We start from the raw sequence: 25,440 nt of genomic DNA, 5'->3' as shown, positions 1-25,440 counted from the left end.
CTACTTAGATTTAAGTAGGAGGCAGTGAAAAAATGAATAAAAAAGAGCTTATTGATATCGTTTCACTAAAAAAAGATTTAACAAAAAAGGATGCTGAAGCGTTAGTAGATACAGTTTTCGATACAATGATTGAAAGTATTTTAAATGGAGATAAGGTCTTAATTTCTGGTTTTGGAACTTTTAAGGTGAATAACCGAAAAGAACGTAAAGGTGTTAGTCCAAAAACAAAAGAAGCAATGATCATTCCTGCAAGTAAAACTGTTTCATTTAAGCCAAGCAATAGATTAAAAGATGCAATGAATTAATTGCATCTTTCTTATTTTTTTGACATATTGAGTTAATATAATGGGTATATTATCATTAGTGAGGTGATAGATATGTTTCCATTTTATGGATTTTATTATAATAGCTATTATATGATAGGAACCATTTTTGTTATATTGGCGGCAATATTAGCGTTGTGGGCACAAATGAAGGTTCAGACAACATATAGTCGTTTTAAAAAAATTCCTAATTCTAGAGGAATAACAGGGGCGCAAATCGCCAGAGAAATTCTTGATAGTGAAGGATTATATGATATTCAAATTTATGAAGTGAGAGGACAATTGAGTGATCATTATAATCCTGGCAAAAAAACAATCAATTTATCGCATGATATTTATCGTGGTACATCAATTGCAGCATTAGCTGTAGCTGCACATGAATGTGGACATGCGATTCAGTATAAAGAAAAATATATTCCAATTTCTCTAAGAAATGCAATTTTGCCAATTGCGAACGTAGGTCAATATCTAGGATGGATTGCGATATTTATTGGATTAATCTTAGGGCAGACAGATATTGCCTGGTTTGGTTTTATTGCTATGTGTGGAATCTTGGCTTTTCAGCTTGTCACGTTGCCAGTAGAGTTTAATGCATCATCGCGTGCTTTATCTATTTTACAAACACGTTATCTGACATCAGGAGAATATGATGGGGCTAAGAAAATGTTATCGGCTGCAGCGATGACATATGTGGCTGCAATGATTTCAACTTTAATGAGTATGCTAAGAATCTTTTTGATTATATTTGGTAATTCTAGAGATGATTAAAGACCTGGAAAGGTCTTTTCATTTTTGTTTTGCATTTTATATATTTTGTTATATAATAAAAACACTGGAGGTGAACATAATGAAAAAACATACTTTTATTATATCGATTATTGTTTTAACTGTTGTATTAGCAGTGGTTTCTTTTTATATGTTATTTGTTCACGTTCCTTATTATCAATATCATCATCAATTAGATGAAATAAGAAATGAAATTTGTGAAACGAATCAATATGATTATCAAGGCTATTTTAGCGAATATAGAGGTAAAGAAGTTTATTATATTGTTAAGGTCAAAATTAATGAAATTGATTCTTATGTGGCCTATAATAAAGATTTGGAATTGGTTGATACATATCAGGGGAATGTGGCTGATGAAAAAACAGTTCAATCAGCTATTAATGAAAAATATAATGTATCTATAGATGATTTAGAGATAGGTTATGAAAATGAAAGATTTGTTTATTATGGACGTTATCAGGATGATGCTTCTTTGTTATATGTGTATTATGATTTAAATAGTGGTGAATTTATTAAGGCTGTAAGGCTAGGTGAGTAGTATGGATGAATTGATTGATTATCAGTGTATTGATTTTCAAAAGCTTTTGATTTTAAAAGCAAAAAAAATGCAGATCAATGATGAGGAATGTTACCTTTTATTGTTGATTATGACATTGAATGAGATTGGCGTGAAGCCTATTACCCCTTCACAGATTTCTCGCGTTTGTTCTTTATCTATTCAAAAGATAGATGATATTTTAATGTCTCTGGTTGATAAGCATTGGATATCAAGGCGAAATGGTTCTCTTAATTTAAAACCGTTACAGAATTTGTTGTTAGAGCAACCTGAAACACAAGAGACGACGGATATTGATTTGGTGAGTATTTTTGAAGATGCATTTGGACGTAGTTTGAGTCAAAGAGAAATTCAATTGATTAACTCTTTAAAGTGTCAAGGATATGGTGATGAAATGATTGTTGATGCTTTGAATGAATCTGTTAAATCAGGAGTAATCACTTTTCGATATATTGAAAAGATTTTGGATAATTGGTCACGTTATGGCGTGACAAAACGTTTTGCACCTCAATCATCACCATCGCCTAAACAAGAAGTAGAACAAAGTATAAAGGATTATAAATGGTGGGAAGAGCATGAATAAAGAAAAAGTGAATCGTATTTTACAGGTTTTTGATGATATGTATCCAGATGCTAAGTGTGAGCTGGTTCATCATAATGAATTAGAATTATTGATTGCTGTGATGTTGTCAGCACAAACAACAGATGCCAGTGTAAACAAATTAACACAACATTTATTTAAAAAGTATCATAGTGTCGAAGATTATGCTTATGCGCCCTTGTCACAGCTGGAAAATGATTTGCGTACGATTGGTTTGTATCGCAATAAAGCCAAAAATGTCAAGGCTATGGCTCAGAAGCTGATAGATGATTTTGATGGAAAAGTCCCATGTGATCATGAAACATTACAGACATTACCAGGAGTTGGACGAAAGACTGCCAATGTTGTCATTTCAGAAGGCTTTCAGGTTCCTGCAATTGCTGTAGATACACATGTTGAACGTATTTCTAAAAGATTAGGATTTGCTTTTAAAAAAGATTCTGTCTTAACTGTAGAAAAGAAATTACAAAAAGCCATACCTAAAGAACGTTGGATTAAAACACATCATCAAATGATTTTCTTTGGTAGATATCATTGCAAAGCAATGAATCCCAACTGTCAAAATTGTCCTTTGATCGATATATGTAAAGAGCCAAAACGTAAAAAATACTTATAAGACGCATGAAAATGCGTTTTTTTTGTACAAAAATCATTGATTTAATGATAAAGAAAGTTTGATAAAAGTCATCAGCAATTTTATCTGTTTTTATCATTATGAATCAACATTTGATTTAGGAAGTAAGAATAGAAGCTCTTAACAATTTAAGAATCCTTAAATATGAGGAAAGGATAAAAATAAAACCCAATCAGCATGATGCTAATTGGGTAATAAATTTGACCTATTGAGATTGCGCTTGTTGTTGCGTTTGTGGTGTTGTTTGTCCTGTGTCAGGTGTTTCAGTGACAGGTGGTGTTGTGGTAGTTGTTGAATTGGTTGTTGTAAATCTATCAGTACCAAGGTTGACTGTTTGACCATTTGTTAAAGTTTGCGTAAATGTAACAGTATATTCTGTTCCAGCTGTTAATTGACTGAAAGTAATCGTACCAGATTGCTGAAGTGACTGTGTAGCGCCATTTAAAGAAGCTGTCACAGTTGTTCCAACAGGAACAGTGACTTGATAAGCAACAGATGTATCAGTCAAAGAAGCACGTGTATAGCTTGCAGGCGTTGTATCTTCTACTGTGATTGTTTGTGAAATCTTATTAGAAGTACCACTACCACTTTCAAATGCATAATATCCTGTAACTGTGTAAGTACCTGGTTGTAAAGTATAATTGATTGTGCCTGTAGCACTATTTAATGTTTCACTATGAACAACATTACCACTTGCATCTGCAATATCAACTTTATAGACAACTTTACCATAAATCTGATTGATATTTCCTAAATATGGCAGAGTATAATTGTTTCCACCAACAGAGTATGTCTTTGTAGGAGTAGCATCCTCTGTCATGCTCTTAGGATCATATTCACTAAATGTCACCTGTAATTGATTATTTGTCATTGTAGCAGTGAATGAAGATAAATTACTTAAACTTGATCCACTGGCACTGCCACTTGGTGTATTGCTTGTTTTAAATAATCCAGAGACAACACGATCACTAGGAACACCATCTCCTGGAGAGACATATGGATAAATTCCAGAAACACAAGTTCCACTAACAACACCATCAGGTTGAGATGGGTATGAATTTTTTACACCATCTTGATGCAAGAATTTTGCAATTTGAGCAGAAATATTATTTGTATCTCTGTTGCTTTTCAAATAATATCCGTCTTTTTGGTCTTCACCACTATAACCTGTCCAGACACTCCATGAATAATCAGGAGAATAAGCTGATAACCAGGCGTCTTTACTATGTCCACGTAATTTTGCATTAACATTTGTATCATCGGCGTGGTTTGAGGTACCTGTTTTCGCACCAATTTGATAACCTAGATTTAATAAACGATATGTTCCTGTTCCGGATTTTACATAATCAGTCATAATATCTCTAATCATATAAGCGGTTTCTTCAGAAATGGCCTGTGTTTTTTCTTGTTGATATTGTTGATCAATTTCAATAACTTCGCCAGTAGAGAGTAATTCGATTTTTTGTACTGTATGTGGTTCAATATATGTACCACCATTAGCAAATACAGCATAAGCACCAGCTTCATCTTCAGGAGTAACACCATATTCCCATGATCCAATAGCATAACCTAATTCAAGACTTTCATTTTCCATATCAAAACCAAAGCCTTCAAGGTATTCTGTAGCTTTTTCATAACCGATTCCTTCTCCAACGTTATTGCCATTACAGTCAGTGCCAGTTAGAACTTCACTAAATGTTTGTAAAGCAGCAGCATTCCAAGAGTTGCTGATAGCACTAGACATAGATACGTCACCATGATATTTTCCATCCCAGTTTCCTGGTGTGAAGCCACTGGAATAAGCATATGGTACATCGTGGACATAATGTGCTGTTGAGTAATCTAAAAATTCAATTGCCGCAGCATAGGCAATAATTGGTTTTAATGAAGAACCAGGCTGATTTTTTTGACCATACGTGGCTCCTGTTTTGGAAGCGTAAGCATAAGTTGTTCCTAAAGGTGTATAATTACGACCACTTAAAACACCCACAATACGTCCTGTTGTTGATTCCTGAATAACAGCTCCAACTTGGATTTTAGAATCCTGGAAAGTATAAGATTCACCACTTGCAATATCATCAAGTTCTTTTTGAATATCTGTATCAATATATGTATAAATACGCATTGGTGTTTCATAAGGATCATAGCCTGTTGTTTCCTGAACTTCACGAATGACTTTATCTGCATAGGCCTGATATTGACCACTCGTTGAAATTGGATTTGATTTTAAAGTATTTTCAACAGGAATGGCTTTTGTTGCTTCGCATTCTTCTTCAGAAATATAACCATGTTGTAACATTAAATCTAGAATTGTATCACGACGCTGTTGTGCCAAATCAAGATTTCTAAATGGGTCATATTTGTTTGGAGAGTTTAATGTTCCAGCCAATAAGGCTGCTTCAGGTAAAGTTAAATTCTGTACAGCTTTATCAAAATAATATCTTGAGGCAGCATAAATACCGATTGTCTGAGGTCCGTATCCAAAATAAATCTTATTTAAATAAAGTTCCAAAACTTCTTCTTTTGAAATTTGAGAAGTGGCTTCAATTGAAAGAATAATTTCTCCAACCTTTCTTTCAATTGTCTGTTCTTCATCAGGATAATAAGATTTCTTAATGAGCTGCTGAGTAATCGTAGAACCACCAGCTGTAATTCCTCCGGCAGCAATGTTTCCAAGTAATGCTTTCACAATACGTGGAACATCAAAACCATTATGCTCGAAGAATCTTGAATCTTCAGCAGCAACAACTGCATCAATCATGACTTGTGGAATATCATCATAAGATACATTTTTTTGTACCCCTCCACGAGCTACAGAAAACCATTCTTCACCATCAGTTGTACATAAAACAGAAGATTCATCAGAAGTCAATCTTTCTTTAGAAAAACCTTCAACTTGTTTAAAAATGCCAAAACCAAGGTACATCCCGCCAGATGTAATCAGTACGGCAACAATTAAACAGATAACTTTGATGATTCGTCTTTTTTGTCTTTTGTTTCCTGTTTGTGAAGTTGTCTTCTTTTTTTGAGACTTTATTTTTTTCATCATTCGTCCTCCTTAAAATACAAGTCATCAACAACTTTTAAATAATGAAGTCGTGGTTGAAATCCCTGCGGAATGAGGCGACCAAGACTTTTGATTTTTTCATATGTCATTGATTTTCGTTGAGAATGATAATAATCATTAATAATATAACTTGCGTCAATTAAGTATACCTCATTTATTGAGGTAAATGCAATAATAACAAAAGCAATACCTCCGTGATCAATTATTTTTTGTAGATGATCAATTTGATGCTTAGAGATATTAGCAAAAGGAAAATTTTTAATTTTTGTTTCTTTTGCTTCAAAATCTACATACTTTCCTCTGTAAAGGCCATTATAATCAGTTGTTGAAGGTGTTTTATAATAAGCTTCTACAATTTTGGCTGCTTCACGTTTAGGATAATCGACTTTTACGATTTGAACAGGGGTTGGTTTTTTATATATGACAGCAATATCATGAGTGAGATAATATTCATTGGATAATGATATATCTTCTTCTAATGACATCCCACGATGTGCTGTGTAATGCTTGTTTTCATTGTTTGGCAAGTAGCTGGACTGCCATTTCTTTTTCATATTTGGATAATTAACCATAATCATGTCCTTTCGTAAATTGTCTCATATATTATAACATATATTTTTCCCATCTTGTCTAATTTATGTGTAAAATCATCTTTTTTTAAAAATATCTTGCATTTATAATTGTTTTTTGTGAAAATAATGTGGAGGAAAGGTGATGTATATGGCTAATAAAATACAATTAAGTCCTAAAAAAATTTTAAATAAACATTTTCAGATAGATTTTAAAGGATATAGTGCAACAGAAGTTGATTATTTCCTAGATACCATTGTAGAAGATTATGAAACATTTGCGAATATGTTAAATGAATCCTATGAACAGATAGAGAATCTTCAAAAAGAAAATGAAGCATTAAAAATGAAAATGGCAAATATGGAAAGAGAACAGATGATTCAACAGGATAATTTACGTTCTATGGAAGAAAATCTTTCATCAAATGTTGATTTATTAAAAAGAATCTCTAATCTAGAAAAAGAAGTTTATAAAAATAAATAATGATTGCATTTTGAGTTTTTTTTCAGTAAAATAAACATGCTCATAAGAACCGATTGCTAGTAATAGAGGAAAGTCCGGGCATCCACAATCTGCGATGATTGTAGTGTTTGTACTGCATCTAATAAATGCAGGTAGCTCAAAGCTAACGACAGACCTAAGACCTAAACCGTCAGGCATGGTTGATAAGTCATAAAGTGCCACAGAAACAATGTCTTTTGAAAAAAAGAGTGAAAAGAGGTAAACTCTGCAAGGATGAAACCCAAATTTTGGTAGGGGAGCTTCATGAAGGGAAATGAACTGACATGAAGATGTGTAAACATAGATAAATAATCGGTTGAAAAACAGAACTCGGCTTATCAGAATGAGCTATTTTGTCGATAGAGATATCGACTTTTTTTATAAAAAAACAAATCAAATTTGACTTATTTGTTTAAAATTCATAACTTGTTCATAAATTCATAAAATAATAGTGTTAGTATTGCTAAAAGGGATGTTTTATGGTTTAATGATTATTATTGAAGGGACATTTTCTAGGAATAAGGAGGTATTTCTTTTGGATAATTTAGGTGAAAAAATTCGTCAAAAAAGAGAAAAACAGAAATTGACGGTTGAAGATTTATCAGCAAAGACAAAAATATCAGTTGCAGTCTTAAAAGATATTGAAAATGGGAAGTTTGATCGATATAAAGGTGATGAAGCTTATGTGAAAATGTATCTGAAAAAGATTTCACAAGCTTTAAATATGGATAGTGAACAGTTAACAAAAGAGTATATTGAGTTAACTCGAGAAATTGAATTAGAAGATTTAAAAGAGAAAGAAAATCAGGAAGAACATAATGAAGATATTGTGGAAAAAGGAAAGAAGTTTTCTTTTAAAGCACCTCAACTGACTAGAAAACCTTCTGTTTATGAAGATAAATCGCATGTGACAATCATTCGTGCTGGGATTATTCTGGTTCTTGTATGCTTGATTATTGTGGTCATCTGGTTTGGTTTTTATGCGACTCGTTCACAAAGCAGTGACCCAGTAAAGCCTGATAATCAGTTAACTGTTGAAGGTGACATCAATACGGATGATCAAAATAGTACAGATACTTCAAATAGTGATGGCACTGTTGATAATGGAACAGCAAATAGTGAGACAGTTGAATTTACTAGAAATGATTTCTTAGATTATACAATGAAATTACCAGCTGATGCCCAAACTTTTACATTGAGAATTGAATACAATGCTCCATGTTGGGCACAGATGAGTGTCAATGGAGACATTTATGATCAGTTTGTTTCAAAGACTTATCATGAAGATGAAGATGGTGAAACGGAAACTGTTGAATTAACATTTAATGTTGATGAGTTCGAAAGTTTAGATTTACGTAATGGTAATAATAAAGGACATCGTTATTTTATCAATAATCAGGAAGTGCCATTGACTGATGAAGATAAGAATACAAATCAGGATCGACCTGTAGATTTTATTTTAACATTAGAGAAGGAATAATATGAATTTACCAAATAAATTAACAACTATTCGTTTGCTAAGTGTCCCATTATTTATTATTATTTATTTATTTCCATATCAGGAAACAGGAATTCAAATCCCTGTTTATCAAATTTTATCTACACAAATATCTTTATTAGATATCGTTTTGTTTATCATATTTGCTTTATCAGCACTCACAGATTTCTTTGATGGTTACATTGCACGTAAACATCAGTTGGTGACTACATTTGGCAAGTTTATTGATCCTATTGCCGATAAATTGATTGTCAATACAGCTTTATTATTATTAACATCAACGCATGATATTCATATTGTGATTCCTATTATTATGATTTCAAGAGATATTATTGTTGATGCTATTCGTCTTGTTGCCAGTCAAAAAAATGTTGTTTTAGCAGCAAGCTATTTAGGAAAAGCGAAAACAATGACACAAATGATTGCTATTTGTTTATTGTTGTTGAATAATATTGGTTTTGCAAGTCTTCATATCCCTATGGATCAAATCATGATCTGGCTAGCAACTGTGATTTCTTTTGCAAGTGGGGTTGATTATTTTATGAAGAATAGACAATATGTTATGGAGAGTATGTAAAATGGATGAATTAGCACAATTATTAATAGAAAGACATATTTCAATAAGCAGTGTAGAAAGTTTTACAGTAGGGGGATTTGCCCACCAGATTGGCCGTATCAGTGGTATTTCGGCAGTTTACTGTGGTACATTGGTAAGTTATCAGACACGTATTAAAAGAGATGTTTTGCATATTGATGAAAAAGTCATTGAACAGTTTGGTGTTGTTTCTAATGAAGTTGCAGGTTTGATGGCGATTCAAGGTCAAAAAATGTTTGAAAGTGATTTATGTATTTCCTTTACAGGTAATGCAGGTCCTTCAGCAATGGAAGGGAAACCAGTTGGCCTTATTTATGTAGGAATTGCATATAAGGATAATATTCATACATTTTGTTATCATCTTTCTGGAAGTCGTGATGATATTCAAAAGCAGGCTATTTTGATAGGAATTGAAAAAATTTTAGAAATTTTGAAGTAAATTCACAAAAAAGTGTTGTATATAAATAGTAGGAGGAATATTTTATGGCAGAAAAGAAAGTCAAAAGTGGAGAAACTGTTGATGATAAAAAAGAAAAAGCATTGAATGATGCGATTCATTTGATTGAAAAACAGTTTGGAAAAGGTTCTATTATGAAATTAGGTGACCGTGTAGCTGTAGATATTGATGTTATTCCTACTGGTTCTTTAACTTTGGATGCTGCTTTAGGAATTGGTGGTTATCCTAAAGGACGTATCATAGAAATATATGGACCTGAATCAAGTGGGAAAACAACACTGACTTTACATGCTATTGCGGAAGTGCAAAAACAAGGTGGTCGTGCAGCATTTATCGATGCGGAACATGCGATTGATCCTGTCTATGCAAGAAATTTAGGAGTTAATGTTGATGAATTGATTTTATCACAGCCTGATAGCGGGGAACAAGGTTTGGCCATTGCTGAAACTTTGGTGAAAAGTAACGCAATTGATTTGGTTGTTGTGGACTCTGTGGCTGCTTTAGTGCCACAAGTTGAACTTGATGGAGAAATGAGTGACAATTCTGTTGGTCTACAGGCCCGAATGATGTCTAAAGCTATGCGACGTTTATCAGGATTGATGAACAAGACATCATGTACTATTATTTTTATTAACCAGTTAAGAGAAAAAATTGGTGTTATGTACGGTAATCCAGAGACAACGACAGGAGGACGTGCTTTAAAATTCTATGCTTCAGTTCGTATTGAAATTAGACGTAGTGAAGCTATTAAAAATGGTAGTGAGATTGTCGGAAATAAAGTTAATATTAAGGTTGTAAAAAATAAGGTTTCACCGCCATTTAAAACAACATCAGTAGATATCATTTATGGTAAAGGTATTGCACGAGATGGAGAGATTATTGATTTAGCTGTTGCGGCTAATATTATGGATAAATCTGGTGCATGGTATGCTTATCAAGGAGAAAAAATTGGACAGGGAAGAGAAAATGTTAAAAACTTCTTAGCTGAACATCCTGATATCATGGCTGAAATTGAAGAAAAAGTGAAAGCTCAATTGTTTTCTCATAATGAAAATGAACCAGCATAAATTGGCTGGTTTTTTATTGTGTAAAGAAAAAGCATTATTTTGATATTTTATTGTCAATTTCACAAAAATACGATATAATATCTTATGTGCGCTATGCACTATCAGAAATTTGTCATAGGAAATAGGAGGAAGATTATGTCAGAATTTTTTACCCCTCTTACTATTGTAACCTATGTTCTTTGTGTCGCTTTAGGATTTTTATTGTATTTTATATTAACAAAATTAGGAATATCAAAAGCCAATGCTGATGCTACAAAGATTGTGGAAGAAGCCAATTCTAAAGCTGATAATATAGTCAAGGAAGCTATTCTTGATGCGAAAACACAAGCTTATGAATATAAGCTTGATGCTGAAAAAGAAATCAAGGAACAACGCTTAGAAGTTACTAAATTTGAAAACAAACTATTGCAAAGAGAACAAAATATTGATCGTAGAGATATTGCTTTACAAGGCAGAGAAGATGTTTTGGAGGAAAAAACTGCGCAATTAGAAAAGAAAAGTGAAGAACTAGGGAAATTAGAGGCTCAATTAAAAGATCAAATTGATGCAAAAATTACGGAATTAGAAAAAATTGCAGCAATGAGCGCTAATGAAGCAAAAGAAGAGTTATTTAAACAAGTTGAACAAAAAATGTCAAAAGAAGTCACAGCTTATATCAAGGAACAGGAAGATGAAGCAAAGTCTAAAGCTTCACTTTATGCAAAGGATATTATAGCTGCTGCCATTAATCGTTATTCACAGGAAGAAACCATCGAAAGAACGGTCAATGTTGTCGCATTACCTAGTGAAGAAATGAAGGGACGTATTATTGGACGTGAAGGGAGAAATATCAAGGCTATTGAAAATGCAACAGGCGTTGAATTAATTATTGATGATACACCTGAAGCTATTACAATTTCTTGTTTTGATCCTATTCGTCGAGAAATTGCACGTCTTTCATTGGAAACATTAATTCGTGATGGTCGTATTCAGCCAGGGCGTATTGAAGAAGTTGTTCAGAAAACGAAAAATGAGCTTTGTGAAGTCATTCAAAAAACAGGTGAAGACGCTATTTTTGAACTTGGATTATCTCGTGTTCATAAAGAAATTATTATGTTGATTGGAAAATTAAAGTATCGTACGAGCTATGGGCAAAATGCTTTACAGCATTCATTAGAGGTTGCTCATTTTGCAGGAATGATGGCTGCTGAATTAGGGTTAAATCAGCAATTAGCAAGAAGAGCCGGTCTTTTACATGATATTGGAAAAGCAGTTGACCATGAAATGGAAGGAAGCCATGTTGAATTAGGTGTTAAATTTGCTAAAAAATATGGTGAAAATGCCACTGTTATTAATGCCATTGAATCACATCATGGTGATGTCGAACCAACAAGCGTGATATCTATTTTGGTTGCTGCAGCGGATACTTTATCAGCTGCTAGACCTGGAAGCCGTAGTGAAACAATTGAAAACTATATTCAAAGACTTGAAAAACTGGAAGAAATTTCTAAAGGTTTTGATGGTGTTGATAAAGTTTATGCGATTCAGGCTGGACGTGAAATTCGTGTCATTGTGAAACCTGAACAAGTTGATGATTTGATGAGTCATCAATTGGCGAGAGATATTAAAGAAAAGATTGAAAACGAATTGACATATCCTGGTCATATTAAAGTGACAGTGATTCGTGAAGTTCGTGCAAATGAAATTGCTAAATAAAAGATAGGATATCCCTATCTTTTTTTAAGAAATAGAAAGTAGGAGAAAAAATGAATATTCTTTTTATTGGAGATGTGTTTTCTTCAATTGGTAGAGAAATGATTGAAAAATATCTGCCGCAAATTAAAGAAAAATATCAGGTTGATTTTGTGATTGCAAATGTTGAAAATGCTACACATGGAAAAGGTTTAATCAAGAAGCACTATGAAAATTTCTTGTTTCAGGGAATTTCATTGATGACAATGGGTAATCATACATTTGCTAAAAAAGAATTATTTGATTATATTGATGAAGCTGATCGATTAATTGTTCCTTATAATCAACCTAAGGCTTTGCCTGGAGTTGGAAGTCGTGAAATTCAATTTCAAGGACGTAAAATTAGAGTGACAAATTTGTTAGGAATTACTTTTATGGATGGAAAGTCACAGAATCCATTTGAGGTGATTGATGATTTACTCAAAGAAGATCAAAGTGATATTCATATTATTGATTTTCATGCTGAAGCAACAAGTGAGAAGGTGGCATTGGGATATTATTTGGATGGTCAAGTTTCTGCGGTTCTTGGAACACATACGCATGTGACAACGGCTGATGAAAAGATCTTACCACAAGGAACGGCTTATCAAAGTGATGTTGGTATGACAGGACCTTATCATAGCGTTATTGGATGTGATACAAATAGTATTATTAAACGTATGAAAACAGGAATAATGACACCATTTCAAATTGCTGAAAGCCCAGGACAGTTCCGTGCGACATTGTTAAAATTTAATGAGAAAAATCAATGCAAACAAATTCAAAGAATTTGCGTTGATCCAGATCATCCTTTATAAGCATATTTTTCCTCTTTGCTCATATATTTGAAGCAAGGAGGAATTTTTTTATGGAAATGATGAGAGTGTCTTCGTCTTCACAACCTAGTAAGGTTGCCGGAGCATTAACGAGTTTATTAAGAGAACATCACATGGTTCAAATTCAAGTTATTGGAGCTGCTGCTTTAAATCAGGCTATGAAAGCTATTGCTATTTCAAGAGGCTATATTGCACCAAGTGGATATGAGCTTTATTGTATACCTTCTTTTTATGATTTAACAATTGATAATCAGGTTGTCACATCACTGAGATTAAATGTAGAAATGAAGTGAAAATGCTTTATTTTTTTACGCAAAGTGTTATAATAGAAATGTGATAATAAGGAGGAAATATTATGGCAAAATGTAAATTATTAATGTCTACTGCTCAGGTTCAAAAATTAATTGATTTTTTTGATGGGTATGAAGATGATAAAGTGAAATGTAAATTTATAAAGAAAACTGGAATCAAAGCAGAAGTTGAATGCGAAACTGAAATGACTGCTGATGAAGCTGCTTCATATTGTAAAGGATTATTTAAGAAAACACCTGAAGGATCAATTTTATATTTCTCTATTCAACCAGACGGATTCTTTGGTTAATTGAAAATAAGGACATTGTCCTTATTTTTTTCTTTCTTATTTTTATTTATTTGGTATAATAAAGCAGAAAGTGGTGAAAAAATGAAAGATTATAGTCAATATTTTAACGGTCCTTCTTTAAAAGATGCGAAACATCGTGGGAAAGATCAAATTCATCATATCAAAGATGCTTATGAGATACCTGCAGATATGATTGGAATTGGAAAAGGACAAAAATATTTTATACAAACTTATGGTTGTCAGGCAAATGAACGTGACAGTGAAACTTTAGCTGGAATTCTTGAAAGTTTAGGCTATGAGGCAACTGATGAAATTAAGGACGCACAAGTGGTTTTATTAAATACCTGTGCTATTCGTGAAAATGCAGAAGAAAAAGTTTTTGGTAAAATCGGATATTTAAAGAAAGTGAAAAGAACGAATCCCAATATTATTTTTGGTATTTGTGGATGTATGGCACAAGAAGAAGTGGTTGTCAATAAGATCTTAGAAAAACATCCGCAAGTTGACTTAATATTTGGAACGCACAATATTCATCGTTTACCAGTCTTATTAAAACAGGCTATGCTGGAAAAAGAAATGGTTTTAGAAGTCTGGTCAAAGGAAGGCGATGTGATTGAAAACTTGCCATCTCATCGTGCTCATCCTTATAAAGCATGGGTCAATATTATGTATGGATGTAATAAATTCTGTACATATTGCATTGTTCCTTATACACGTGGTAAAGAAAGATCACGTTTAAAAGAAGAAATTATACAGGAAGTTATCGAATTAAAGGAACAAGGTTATCAGGAAATCACGTTATTAGGACAAAATGTCAATTCATATGGTAAAGATTTCCACAATGAGTATAATTTTGCTTCTTTGCTGGAAGATGTTGCTCAAACGAATATTCCTCGTATCCGTTTTACAACAAGTCATCCTTGGGATTTTAGTGATGAAATGATTGATGTGATTGCTAAATATGACAATATCATGCCAGCTATTCATTTACCAGTTCAGTCAGGAAATAGTCAGGTTTTAAAACGTATGGGAAGACGTTATAGTAGAGAAGAGTATCTACAGCTTTTTGACAAAATTAAAGCCAAGATTCCTGATTGTACAATTACAACAGATATTATTGTTGGTTTCCCTGGTGAAACAGAAGAACAATTTGAAGATACATTATCTTTATATGAATATTGTGAATATGATTTGGCGTATACGTTTATTTATTCTCCTAGAGAAGGAACACCTGCAGCAAAGATGGAAGATGATATTGATCAACATACAAAAGAACAGCGTTTATATCGTTTGAATGATTTGGTTAATGAAAAAGCTTTGAAACAAAATCAAAAATATCTCAATCAAGTTGTAGAAGTTCTGGTAGATGGAACTTCTAAGAGAGATTCACAAATGTTAACAGGATATACAAAACATCAGAAACTTATTAATTTTAAAGGTAATCCGGATCATATTGGTCAAATTGTTCCAGTGAAAGTCACTGAAGCAAAAACATGGGCTTTAAAAGGTGAGGAAATTGAATAAAGATGTCCAAGAAAAAGCAGAAGCATTAAATCAGTGGATTTTGAAACAGGAACTCATTTTGGAATATCAAAAGTATGAAAGATGTATTCAAAAGGATGAGAAATTAAAATTATTAGAAGATGAATTAAAACAATTACAACAAGATATTGTGAAAGCAAAACATTCTGGAAAAGACAGTCAAGAACTTATTCAAATATATCAGGAAAAGAAGAAAATGTTTGATGAAAATCCAATTGTTTATAATTATTTGGTTTTAAAAGATGAAGTGAATCAATTTTTAAATCAAATTCAAAATGATATTAATTTGGAATTGAAGAAAAAGAGTTGACGAAATCATTAAAAATCTATATAATTTCTACAATAAATGACAATCTAAAGAAAAGGAGAGTAATTATGGCATATTTTTTTGAAGAACCATCACATACATTTAATGAATACTTATTAGTACCTGGGTACTCTAGTGCTCAATGTCAACCTAAAAATGTAAGTTTAAAAACACCTTTAGTTAAATTTAAAAAAGGAGAAGAACCTGCATTATCTTTAAATATTCCTCTTGTATCTGCAATTATGCAATCTGTATCTAATGATACAATGGCTATTGCCTTAGCAAGAGAAGGAGGCGTTTCATTTATTTATGGTTCACAAACTGTTGAAGCTCAAGCTGAAATGGTGAGAAAAGTGAAGAACTATAAAGCTGGTTTCGTTCCAAGTGATTCTAATATTGCTCCTAATCAGACATTAAAAGACGTGATTGCTTTAAAAGAAAAAACAGGACATTCAACAATGGCAGTCACTGAAGATGGTACACAAAATGGAAAATTAGTAGGAATTGTAACAGGAAGAGATTATCGTATTTCACGTATGTCTTTAGATACAAAAGTTTCTGAATTTATGACACCATTTGAAAAATTGATTACTGCAAAAAGCGGTGTATCATTGAAAGAAGCTAATGATATTATTTGGGATAATAAATTAAATGCTTTACCAATCATTGATGATGATCAGAAATTAGAATACTTCGTATTTAGAAAAGATTATGAATCAAGAAAATCAAATCCAAATGAATTGTTAGATTCATCTAAAAGATATGTCGTGGGAGCTGGAATTAATACGAGAGATTATGCAACACGTGTTCCTGCATTAGTAGAAGCCGGAGCGGATGTTTTATGTATTGATTCAAGTGAAGGTTTCAGTGAATGGCAAAAATTAACAATAGAATGGATTAGAGAACATTATGGAGATAGTGTAAAAGTTGGAGCTGGAAATGTTGTTGATGCTGAAGGATTTAGATTCTTAGCTGACTGTGGTGCTGATTTCGTCAAAGTAGGAATCGGTGGAGGTTCTATCTGTATTACACGTGAACAAAAAGGAATTGGTAGAGGACAGGCGACTGCAACAATCGAAGTTGCAAAAGCAAGAGACGAATATTTCAAAGAAACTGGAATTTATGTTCCTATCTGTAGTGATGGGGGAATTGTCCATGACTATCATATGACATTAGCTTTAGCAATGGGATCTGATTTCATTATGTTAGGTAGATATTTCTCTCGTTTTGATGAATCACCAACAAATAAAGTGAACATCAATGGACAATATATGAAAGAATATTGGGGAGAAGGAAGTGCTCGTGCAAGAAACTGGCAACGTTATGATTTAGGTGGAGATGCAAAACTTTCTTTTGAAGAAGGTGTTGATTCTTATGTTCCATATGCTGGACCTTTAAAAGATAATGTTGGTTTGACACTGGCAAAAATCAAATCTACAATGTGCAACTGTGGCGCATTAACAATTCCTGAATTACAGGAAAAAGCGAAAATTACTCTTGTTTCTTCAACAAGTATTGTTGAAGGTGGAGCACATGATGTTGTGTTGAAAGATTCAACACCATCACATAATCAATAAAAGTGGGGCAAATACCTCGCTTTTTCTTTAATCAGTGAAAATATATGGTATAAAAATAACACCTCTTTATAAAAAATTGTGGTAATTAAGGAGATTTATCATATAGTATATGGAGGTGGGTTTATGAGTCATAATATCAGAGAGATTTATACAAAGGCCATTGTAGCAAAAGGAAAGAAGTTATCAAGAAATACTTATAATTTTTCTTTGAATCATTTCCCTGATGATGTGTTAGGATGTTGGATTACAAATCATCATTTTGAAGCGGCAATCAAAAATAAGATTCCTAAAATTGTTGGAACTTTTGATGTGCACATTTGGTATAGTTATCATGATGAAATGGATTCAATTGTAGAAAAACATCAAGTCACATATATCGATGATATGCAGGTCACAAAAAAAGAGGACCGTGAATTTGAAAGCAATGATCAGGTCAAAGGAAGATGTCTGGAAAAACCAAAATGTTTAACTGCGACACATTCTAATCAGGAAGTGACTATTGAAATCGAAAAAGAAATGCAAATAGAAATCAGTGGAGAAACATGTATTAAAGTTGAGGTTAAAGATGAGGAAGAAATCTGGGATGATTTAGAAGATATTGAAATCAATCCGCATTTTATTAAAGGATAGTGAGAAGAAGGTGCTTTAGCATCTTTTTTCATATTGAAATCTTTTCTTTATTTTGCAAAATATGATATAATGTGTAGGTTATTAAAGGAGGGATATCGTGAAGCAAAAATATTCACCAATGATGATACAATATCTAGAAATTAAAGAAGAAAATCAGGATGCCATCGTCATGTTTAGATTAGGAGATTTCTATGAAATGTTTTTTGATGATGCCATTCTTGTCTCTAAGGCTTTGAATCTGGCTTTGACAGGTAAAAATGCAGGTGTTAAGGAAAGAGTTCCTATGTGTGGGGTTCCTTATCATTCTGTGACAGGATATATTCAAAAATTAATTGATTTAGGTCATAAAGTAGCGATTGTTGAACAGTTATCAGAACCTGGAAAAAAAGGAATTGTGAAACGTGGAGTTGTTCAGATTATTACTCCGGGAACAATCATGGATTCTTCTTTAAATGAAAAAAGAAATAATTATATTGGCGCATTAGGTATTTTTGATTTTAATTATACATTAGCTTATTGTGATATCTCAACTGGAGAGTTTTATGTAGTGAATATTGATAAAAAGGATCATATTCTTAAAAATTATATTGATTCATTAGGTTTGAAAGAAATGGTTGTTGAGGATGATTGGACAATGGATGGATTGTTTATCTCACAATATAAAAATGATCAATTTAATGAAAAGTATAAAAAAATATTTGAAAATATAAAAGATTTAAAAGAAGTCAAGATTTGTTCACTTTTATTAAATTACATGTTAGAAACTCAAAAAAGAGAGTTAGAACATATTCAAAAGATTCAGGAAGTGAAAACTGATGATTATATTTATATGGATTCATATACCCAAAAGTCTTTAGAACTGATTAAAAATTTAAATAATGAAAATTATGGAAGTTTATTATGGCTGTTAGATGATACAAAATCAGCTATGGGTGGTAGAATGTTGAGACAATGGATTGAAAGACCACTTGTGAATCAGGAAAAGATTGAAAAAAGAATGGATATTATTGAAATCTTTATTGATAATTTTATTGAAAGAGAAACGATAAAAGATATTATTAATGATATTTATGATCTTGAAAAATTAGCAGGAAGAATTGCTTTTGGAAATGTGAATGCAAGAGATTTGAAATGGATTGCGTCTTCGTTAAAAGTTATACCTGAGCTTAAGCATCAGCTTTTATCATTGGATTATCCATATACTCATGAATTAGCTGACCAGCTTGTAGACTTAAATCATTTAACACAAACGATTGATCAAGCGATTGTTGATAATCCACCATTAACGCTTAAAGAAGGTGGATTGATTAAGGAAGGTTATAATCAGGAGTTGGATGAATTAAGATATATTAGAGAAAATGGGAAACAATGGTTGAGTGAATTTGAAGCCAAAGAGCGTGAAAGAACAGGAATTAAGGGTTTAAAAATTGGTTATAATCGTGTTTTTGGATATTATATTGAAGTCACAAAAAGTTATTTACCAATGATTAAAGATGAATTTGAATATACACGTAAACAAAGTATTTCTAATGCTGAACGTTTTGTTACACCTGAATTGAAAGAAATGGAAGCAAAAATATTAAGTGCTAATGATAGAATGATTGCTTTGGAATATGAAATCTTTGTTCAGATACGTGAATACATAAAGAAAGATGTGCATCTGATTCAAGATGTTGCTGCTGTGGTCGCACAGATTGATGTTTATCAGTCATTAGCTTCAAAAGCCAGTCAAAATGGTTATGTGCGACCAAAATTTAATAGTGAACATACTTTAGACATTGTGAATGGGCGCCATGCTGTGGTAGAACAAGTAATTTCTCGACAGAATTATGTACCTAATGATATTCATATGTCCCAAGATGAATCTATTCTATTGATTACAGGGCCTAATATGGGTGGGAAGTCAACATACATGCGTCAAATTGCTTTAAGTGTGATTATGGCACAAATTGGTTCTTTTGTTCCAGCAGATGAGGCCAATATGCCTGTCTTTGATCAAATCTTTACACGTATTGGTGCCAGTGATGATTTGATATCTGGACAATCAACTTTCATGGTAGAAATGCTAGAAGCAAATAATGCTTTACGCTATGCAACCAAAGATTCACTTATTATCTTTGATGAAATTGGACGAGGAACAGCAACTTTTGATGGTATGGCTATAGCACAATCTATGATAGAATATATCGCAACTTCTATTCAATGTATCACTTTGTTTTCAACCCATTATCATGAATTAACTATGATGGATGAATCTTTCCATATTCAAAATGTTCATGCTAGTGCTTCAGTAGAAAATGATCATATTGTTTTTCTCTATAAGATCAAGCCAGGACGTAGTCATCGTTCTTATGGAATTAATGTCGCTCAACTTGCTAAGCTTCCAGATGAAGTGATTCAACGTTCACAGGTTATTTTGCAGTCTTTAGAAAATAATAATATTGAAAAAGTTGTGAGTGATGTACAGGAACCACAAACAATTCAAAAAGAAAGTGCTGTGGAAAAAGCTTTAGAAAGAATTGATCCTATGTCTCTTTCTCCATTGGATGCTTTAAGTACACTTATTGAATTGAAGAAATTGTTATAAGAGGTGTTGCTATGGGAAAAATTAGACAATTAGATGATGTTCTATCCAATAAAATTGCAGCTGGAGAAGTCGTAGAAAGACCTTCCAGCGTTGTGAAAGAACTGGTTGAAAATAGCATTGATGCCAGTTCTTCAAAAATAGATATTTTTATTGAAGATGGCGGATTACAAAAGATTAAAGTTTGTGATAATGGTGAAGGTATGGAACGTGTTGATGCACGTTTGTGCTTTTCAAGACATGCCACAAGCAAAATTAAAGATGATCAGGATTTGTTTAATATTATGACTCTAGGTTTTAGAGGTGAGGCAATTCCTTCTATTGCATCGGTTAGTCGTTTTGAATTGAAAACGTCTACAGGTATGGAAGGAACTTCTATTGTTTATGAATTTGGAAAATATCAACGAGAAGATATATGTGATTTACCAAAAGGAACACAAATCACAATAACGAAACTGTTTCAAAATGTTCCTGCCAGATTAAAATATTTGAAGTCAGTCAATAGTGAGTTTGCAGCTATTCATCAATATGTAGAAAGAATGGCATTAGCTTTTCCTGCTATCGCTTTTCATCTTTATCATAATGATAAGCTGATTTTCCAAACAAATGGAAAAGGACAATTGCTGGAAGTTATTGCCAATATGTATGGAATTCCTACTGTGAAAAATATGATACCTGTTCATTTTGAAAATGATGAATTTACGATAGAAGGTTATATCAGTAAAATTGATACATCTAGAGCTTCAAAAGCCAATATTATTACCTTAGTGAATCATCGTTATGTCAAAAATGTGATGAGTATTGATGCGATTAATAATGCATATCGTGCTTATTTGGCAGATAATCGTTTTCCAATCGCTGTTATCAATATTCAGGTTGATCCTTATTTAGTGGATGTGAATGTTCATCCTTCTAAATTGGAAGTTCGTTTCTCAAAGGAATATGAACTAAGAGATTTGATTTTTAATGGTGTCAGTGAGGCTTTACAGCAAGTGAATTTAACTTATCAGGCTAAAAATAAACAAACTGAACGTGAGATATTTAAACCTCAATTGGACCAAATAGCATTGACTTTAGAGGAACCTGTTTTGGATGTACATCCATCAGTTAATCTTGATCATCAAAATACAAAAGAAAATATCATTCAAGAACCTGATGTGACATATTCTGTTCCATCGGAACATAAACATAGTGAAGAACAAGAGCATATGCAACAAACGCAAAAGATTGTTTCGGAAGTCAAACCACGATTGTTAAAAGAAAAAATTTATGCTAAGGTGCAAATTCATGGAACATATTTGATTGGTGAAAATGAAAAAGGCATGTATCTGGTCGATCAACATGCTGCACAGGAACGCATTAATTATGAATATTACAAAGAGAAATATTCTCACTTAGATTTAACGATGCAACCTTTGCTTGTGCCATTACAATTTGAATATCCAATGAGTGAATTTCTTGTTTTAGAGGAAAGAAAAAGTCTTTTGGATCAGGTTGGTATTCATTTAGAGGTTTTTGGCCAACATGGTTATATTGTGAGAAGTTTACCATTATGGATGAAGAATATTGATGAAAATGTTTTTGTTGATGAAATGATTCAGGAAGTATTACATAAAAATCATTTAGATGTTGTAGAATTGCAGGAACATGCAATTGCAACATTAAGTTGTAAGGCTTCATTAAAAGCCAATACATATCTTTCAGAGAATGATATGCAAACAATTTTTGATAATCTTATGCGTTGTGATAATCCTTATGTCTGTCCTCATGGACGACCAACAATTATTTTTTATAGCAGTTATGATCTTGAAAAATTATTTAAGAGGGTGGTTTAATGCGAAAAAGTATTTTTCATTTAGTCTTAGAATTTATTTTAGGTGGCGCTGTCATTATGATCGTTACATATATATTTCCACAAGTTTATGTTAAAGATTTTGGTGTTGCATGTTTAATTGCTATTGTTTTGGCATTATTAAATACTTTTGTAAAACCTATTTTAAGTTTTATTGCTTTCCCTGTAACATTATTATCTTTAGGATTATTTCAATTGGTCATTAATGGATTTGTTTTAGAATTGGCTGAAATGATTTTAGCACCTGATTTCTATATTCCTTCTTTTGGTTTAACAATTATTATTTCACTGATTATTTCAATATTATATAGTTTATTAGGAATAGGGAAAATCAATGAATAAAGTTCTTGTTGTGATTGGTCCAACAAGCGTTGGAAAAACAAAGATGGGTGTTGCTTTAGCAAAACATTTTAATGGGGAAGTTATCAGTGGTGATTCTATGCAAATCTATAAAGGCATGGATATAGGAACAGCTAAGGTCAAAGAATCTGAAATGGAAGGTATTAAACATCATTGTATTGATATCTTAGATCCTTTTGAAAACTATAGTGTTAAAGATTTTCAGACACAAGTGAGAAAGACTATTGAAGATATTGTCAGTAGAGGTAAGTTGCCTATTATTGTAGGAGGAACTGGACTTTACATTAAAGCGGCCTTATATGATTATGAATTCAGTGAAACTGAAGATAATCATGATGAATTTAGAAAGAAGTATAGTCATTTAAGTGATGATGGATTGTATGATTATTTAAAAACAATTGACCCTCAAAGTGCTTTAGAACTTCACCCTCATAATCGTCAACGTGTTTTAAGAGCAATTGAGATTTATGAACAAACTGGGAAAAGAAAAAGTGATATTGTTAATTCTCAACAGCATATTTGTTTATATGATGCTTATTTTATAGGATTGACGATGGATAGAACATTACTTTATCAAAGAATAAATCAACGTGTTGATTTGATGAGAGAAGAAGGGTTGGAAAAAGAGGTTGATCAATTATACCAATCTGGTTTGACAAGAGAACATCAAAGTATGAAAGCTATTGGTTATAAAGAATGGTTTGATTATTTTGAAGGTTTGATAAGTCGAGAAGATGTTTATGAAAACATCAAGAAACATTCAAGGCAATATGCCAAAAGACAATACACTTGGTTTAAAAATCAATTTCCAGTTCATTGGTATGATGTTTGTATAGAATGTTTTGATCATACTGTTCAACAAGTGATTGAAGATATTGAAGAATGAAAAAAGGAAACCGCGGTTTCCTTTTTTCATTTATTTTTTGTTTAATTCTTTGATACGACTCGTGCGACCATGCTTTAAGATACGACGATAATTTTCTGCAAGTGCCTTTTCATAGGAACTTGTCATCCAAGGAATATAAAACTGCTCTTTTTTGATAGGATCAGGAAGATATTGAATATATTCCCAAAGTTCGGGACGATTATAATCATATTTTTCATCGTCTTTTAAACCTACTGGAGAAAGTCTGAGATATGATGGGGCAGGATATGGATGCTCTTTTAAGGATTGTAATGCTGCATCAATTGCTGTTTCAGATGATTTAGATTTTGGAGATAGACAAAGATCAATAATAGCATTAGCAATTGGAATACGTGCTTCTGGGAAACCAATGATTTTAGCGGCCTGAAAAGCCATAACGGTACGCATACAGGCATTAGGATTTGCCAGTCCAATATCTTCATAAGCAGTTGTAATGACACGTCTTTCTAAGGATTCGATATCATTTGCTTCAATCAGTTTTCCTAAATAATACATGGCGCCATTAGGGTCGCTACCACGAATGGATTTTTGCAGTCCACTTAGTGTATCATAATACTGATCTTCATCTTTATCGTATTGTGCATTTGCTTTTAATATAGAATTTTGAACAAGTTCTAAAGAAATATTCGACTGAGGGGCTAATATCGTACAGACTTCCAAACAATTATAAGCATAACGGATATCACCACTACTTATTTTAGCAATGAATTCGAGAACACCTGGTTCAACTTGATATTCATTATTTAAACCCTCTTCTGCTGTCAATGCATGTTGGAGACCTTTGATAATATCTTCATGACTTAATGGTTTCACTTCTACAATTTGACAACGAGAACGAATGGCAGGATTGATAGAATGATAAGGATTCGCCGTTGTACATCCGGCAATAATCAATAAACCATTCTCTATATGAGGAAGAAGATGATCTTGCTTATCTTTATTAAGACGATGAACTTCATCAATAATCACAAAGAGTTCACCATACATTTTGGCTTCTTCTATAATAATATCCATTTCTTTTTTGTTGCCAGTTGAAGCATTAAATAAACGATAAGGAATATTGAGATCGTTTGCCAATGCTGAAGCAAGAGTTGTTTTGCCACATCCGGGTGGACCATAAAGAATAGTGGACATTGGATGATTCTTTTTAACGAATTGAGAAAATAGCGCATTTTCTCCAATAATATGTTTTTGTCCAAGGACATTTTTTAAAGTTTTTGGTCGCATGCGATATGCTAGTGTTGTTGCCATAAAATCTTTCCTTTTTCTTTGAATTTGATATAATGATTATATCATTTTTATAAAAATAAGGATAGGTGAAAATAATGAAACTTGTTATACAAAGAGTTATTGAAAGTCAAGTAACAATTGATGGTCAAGTCAAAGGAAAAATTCAAAAAGGTTTTATGGTTCTCGTGGGCTTTTGTGAAGGAGATACAAAAGAGATTGTTGATAAGATGGTGGATAAAATGATTGGTTTGCGTATTTTTGAAGATGAGAATGGAAAAATGAATCTTTCTTTGGAAGATGTGAAAGGAAGTTTATTATCAATATCACAATTTACTTTATATGCTGATTGTAAAAAAGGAAGAAGACCAAGCTTTATCAAAGCAGCAAAACCAGATGTTGCTATACCATTATATGATTATTTTAATCAAAGAATCATTAGCAAAGGCATTTCTTTAGAAACAGGCGTTTTTGGTGCTGATATGAAAGTTTCACTTATAAATGATGGGCCAGTGACAATTATATTGGATAGTCAAGAGATATGTTCATAATAAATGAAAAAAATTTAAAAAATGGGTAAAGGAAAAAGTGTAGTTATAATGGGGTTTTTTTAAGATGAAGAAAGAAGAAGAAC

General features: G+C 32.4%; 26 protein-coding genes and 1 other RNA gene. 24 read left to right on the top strand and 3 right to left on the bottom strand.

Annotated features, from left to right (window positions below; all coding sequences use genetic code 11):
• Positions 1 to 32: 32 nt before the first annotated feature.
• From ACZYT4_RS11625 to nth, 5 genes are all read left to right on the top strand, one after another.
• Positions 33 to 305, top strand: a complete 273-nt coding sequence (locus tag ACZYT4_RS11625; RefSeq protein WP_087244188.1) for an HU family DNA-binding protein — start codon at positions 33 to 35, stop codon at positions 303 to 305.
• Between the two features lie 72 nt (positions 306 to 377).
• A complete protein-coding gene (locus ACZYT4_RS11620; protein WP_463785936.1) occupies positions 378 to 1,091 on the top strand; it encodes a zinc metallopeptidase in 714 nt (237 codons plus the stop codon).
• 79 nt (positions 1,092 to 1,170) lie between these two features.
• Positions 1,171 to 1,647: a hypothetical protein gene (locus ACZYT4_RS11615; protein WP_463785933.1), complete on the top strand. Its 477-nt coding sequence runs from the start codon at positions 1,171 to 1,173 to the stop codon at positions 1,645 to 1,647.
• Between the two features lies 1 nt (position 1,648).
• Positions 1,649 to 2,248, top strand: coding sequence for a DnaD domain protein (locus ACZYT4_RS11610; protein WP_463785931.1), 600 nt, complete (start codon positions 1,649 to 1,651; stop codon positions 2,246 to 2,248).
• On the top strand, positions 2,241 to 2,882 hold the full coding sequence (gene nth / locus ACZYT4_RS11605) for an endonuclease III (RefSeq protein WP_463785928.1): 642 nt from the start codon (positions 2,241 to 2,243) through the stop codon (positions 2,880 to 2,882). The genes ACZYT4_RS11610 and nth overlap by 8 nt, the downstream gene beginning before the upstream one ends.
• Before the next feature lie 223 nt (positions 2,883 to 3,105).
• Here nth and ACZYT4_RS11600 read toward each other — a convergent pair whose 3' ends face one another.
• Together ACZYT4_RS11600 and recU are read right to left on the bottom strand one after the other, a co-directional pair.
• Positions 3,106 to 5,946: a transglycosylase domain-containing protein gene (locus ACZYT4_RS11600; RefSeq protein WP_463785926.1), complete on the bottom strand. Its 2,841-nt coding sequence runs from the start codon at positions 5,944 to 5,946 to the stop codon at positions 3,106 to 3,108.
• Positions 5,946 to 6,539 (bottom strand): Holliday junction resolvase RecU, encoded by a 594-nt coding sequence (gene recU / locus ACZYT4_RS11595; protein WP_463785924.1) that lies wholly within the window; start codon positions 6,537 to 6,539, stop codon positions 5,946 to 5,948. Before recU ends, ACZYT4_RS11600 begins: the two co-directional genes overlap by 1 nt.
• Before the next feature lie 148 nt (positions 6,540 to 6,687).
• Here recU and ACZYT4_RS11590 point away from each other — a divergent pair, with 148 nt between their 5' ends.
• The 18 genes from ACZYT4_RS11590 to miaA all read left to right on the top strand — a co-directional run bounded on the left by ACZYT4_RS11590 (position 6,688) and on the right by miaA (position 23,540).
• Complete coding sequence (locus tag ACZYT4_RS11590; RefSeq protein ID WP_463785922.1) at positions 6,688 to 7,020, top strand: DivIVA domain-containing protein; 333 nt, start codon at positions 6,688 to 6,690, stop codon at positions 7,018 to 7,020.
• A gap of 43 nt (positions 7,021 to 7,063) precedes the next feature.
• An RNA gene (gene rnpB / locus ACZYT4_RS11585) (RNase P RNA component class B) lies at positions 7,064 to 7,378 on the top strand.
• A gap of 195 nt (positions 7,379 to 7,573) precedes the next feature.
• Positions 7,574 to 8,518 (top strand): helix-turn-helix domain-containing protein, encoded by a 945-nt coding sequence (locus ACZYT4_RS11580; RefSeq protein WP_463785920.1) that lies wholly within the window; start codon positions 7,574 to 7,576, stop codon positions 8,516 to 8,518.
• A 1-nt stretch (position 8,519) separates the two neighbouring features.
• Positions 8,520 to 9,113 carry a CDP-diacylglycerol--glycerol-3-phosphate 3-phosphatidyltransferase gene (pgsA, locus tag ACZYT4_RS11575; protein ID WP_463785919.1) on the top strand — a complete coding sequence of 198 codons (594 nt, stop codon included), beginning with the start codon at positions 8,520 to 8,522 and terminating at the stop codon, positions 9,111 to 9,113.
• 1 nt (position 9,114) lies between these two features.
• Entirely contained in the window at positions 9,115 to 9,570 is a 456-nt protein-coding gene (locus tag ACZYT4_RS11570; RefSeq protein WP_463785916.1) for a CinA family protein, read from the top strand.
• Positions 9,571 to 9,614: 44 nt separating this feature from the next.
• Positions 9,615 to 10,655, top strand: coding sequence for a recombinase RecA (recA, locus tag ACZYT4_RS11565; RefSeq protein ID WP_463785915.1), 1,041 nt, complete (start codon positions 9,615 to 9,617; stop codon positions 10,653 to 10,655).
• 135 nt (positions 10,656 to 10,790) lie between these two features.
• A complete protein-coding gene (gene rny, locus ACZYT4_RS11560; protein WP_463785913.1) occupies positions 10,791 to 12,350 on the top strand; it encodes a ribonuclease Y in 1,560 nt (519 codons plus the stop codon).
• 50 nt (positions 12,351 to 12,400) lie between these two features.
• Complete coding sequence (locus tag ACZYT4_RS11555; RefSeq protein WP_463785910.1) at positions 12,401 to 13,183, top strand: TIGR00282 family metallophosphoesterase; 783 nt, start codon at positions 12,401 to 12,403, stop codon at positions 13,181 to 13,183.
• 50 nt (positions 13,184 to 13,233) lie between these two features.
• On the top strand, positions 13,234 to 13,494 hold the full coding sequence (locus ACZYT4_RS11550) for a stage V sporulation protein S (RefSeq protein ID WP_463785907.1): 261 nt from the start codon (positions 13,234 to 13,236) through the stop codon (positions 13,492 to 13,494).
• 62 nt (positions 13,495 to 13,556) lie between these two features.
• A complete protein-coding gene (locus tag ACZYT4_RS11545) occupies positions 13,557 to 13,802 on the top strand; it encodes a hypothetical protein (RefSeq protein ID WP_463785905.1) in 246 nt (81 codons plus the stop codon).
• 81 nt (positions 13,803 to 13,883) lie between these two features.
• Entirely contained in the window at positions 13,884 to 15,326 is a 1,443-nt protein-coding gene (gene miaB / locus ACZYT4_RS11540; RefSeq protein ID WP_463785903.1) for a tRNA (N6-isopentenyl adenosine(37)-C2)-methylthiotransferase MiaB, read from the top strand.
• Positions 15,310 to 15,654, top strand: a complete 345-nt coding sequence (locus ACZYT4_RS11535) for a YlbF/YmcA family competence regulator (RefSeq protein WP_463785901.1) — start codon at positions 15,310 to 15,312, stop codon at positions 15,652 to 15,654. Before miaB ends, ACZYT4_RS11535 begins: the two co-directional genes overlap by 17 nt.
• A 65-nt stretch (positions 15,655 to 15,719) precedes the next feature.
• Positions 15,720 to 17,228, top strand: a complete 1,509-nt coding sequence (locus ACZYT4_RS11530; protein WP_463785900.1) for an IMP dehydrogenase — start codon at positions 15,720 to 15,722, stop codon at positions 17,226 to 17,228.
• 123 nt (positions 17,229 to 17,351) lie between these two features.
• Positions 17,352 to 17,858, top strand: coding sequence for an outer spore coat protein CotE (gene cotE, locus ACZYT4_RS11525; protein ID WP_463785898.1), 507 nt, complete (start codon positions 17,352 to 17,354; stop codon positions 17,856 to 17,858).
• A 97-nt stretch (positions 17,859 to 17,955) separates the two neighbouring features.
• Positions 17,956 to 20,445, top strand: a complete 2,490-nt coding sequence (gene mutS / locus ACZYT4_RS11520) for a DNA mismatch repair protein MutS (RefSeq protein WP_463785896.1) — start codon at positions 17,956 to 17,958, stop codon at positions 20,443 to 20,445.
• An 11-nt stretch (positions 20,446 to 20,456) separates the two neighbouring features.
• On the top strand, positions 20,457 to 22,277 hold the full coding sequence (gene mutL / locus ACZYT4_RS11515) for a DNA mismatch repair endonuclease MutL (protein ID WP_463785894.1): 1,821 nt from the start codon (positions 20,457 to 20,459) through the stop codon (positions 22,275 to 22,277).
• Positions 22,277 to 22,636, top strand: a complete 360-nt coding sequence (locus ACZYT4_RS11510; protein ID WP_463785891.1) for a phage holin family protein — start codon at positions 22,277 to 22,279, stop codon at positions 22,634 to 22,636. The genes mutL and ACZYT4_RS11510 overlap by 1 nt, the downstream gene beginning before the upstream one ends.
• Positions 22,629 to 23,540 (top strand): tRNA (adenosine(37)-N6)-dimethylallyltransferase MiaA, encoded by a 912-nt coding sequence (gene miaA / locus ACZYT4_RS11505; protein ID WP_463785889.1) that lies wholly within the window; start codon positions 22,629 to 22,631, stop codon positions 23,538 to 23,540. Before ACZYT4_RS11510 ends, miaA begins: the two co-directional genes overlap by 8 nt.
• 30 nt (positions 23,541 to 23,570) lie before the next feature.
• Here the strand turns inward: miaA and ACZYT4_RS11500 are convergent, their stop codons facing one another.
• Positions 23,571 to 24,830, bottom strand: a complete 1,260-nt coding sequence (locus ACZYT4_RS11500; RefSeq protein ID WP_463785888.1) for a replication-associated recombination protein A — start codon at positions 24,828 to 24,830, stop codon at positions 23,571 to 23,573.
• 74 nt (positions 24,831 to 24,904) lie between these two features.
• On the opposite strand from ACZYT4_RS11500, the gene dtd reads away from it, so the two are divergent.
• Positions 24,905 to 25,357, top strand: a complete 453-nt coding sequence (gene dtd, locus ACZYT4_RS11495) for a D-aminoacyl-tRNA deacylase (RefSeq protein WP_463785886.1) — start codon at positions 24,905 to 24,907, stop codon at positions 25,355 to 25,357.
• Positions 25,358 to 25,440: the final 83 nt, after the last annotated feature.

This window comes from Massilimicrobiota sp. mt181 (assembly GCF_055420065.1).
This window is presented reverse-complemented; position numbering and strand designations above follow the sequence as displayed.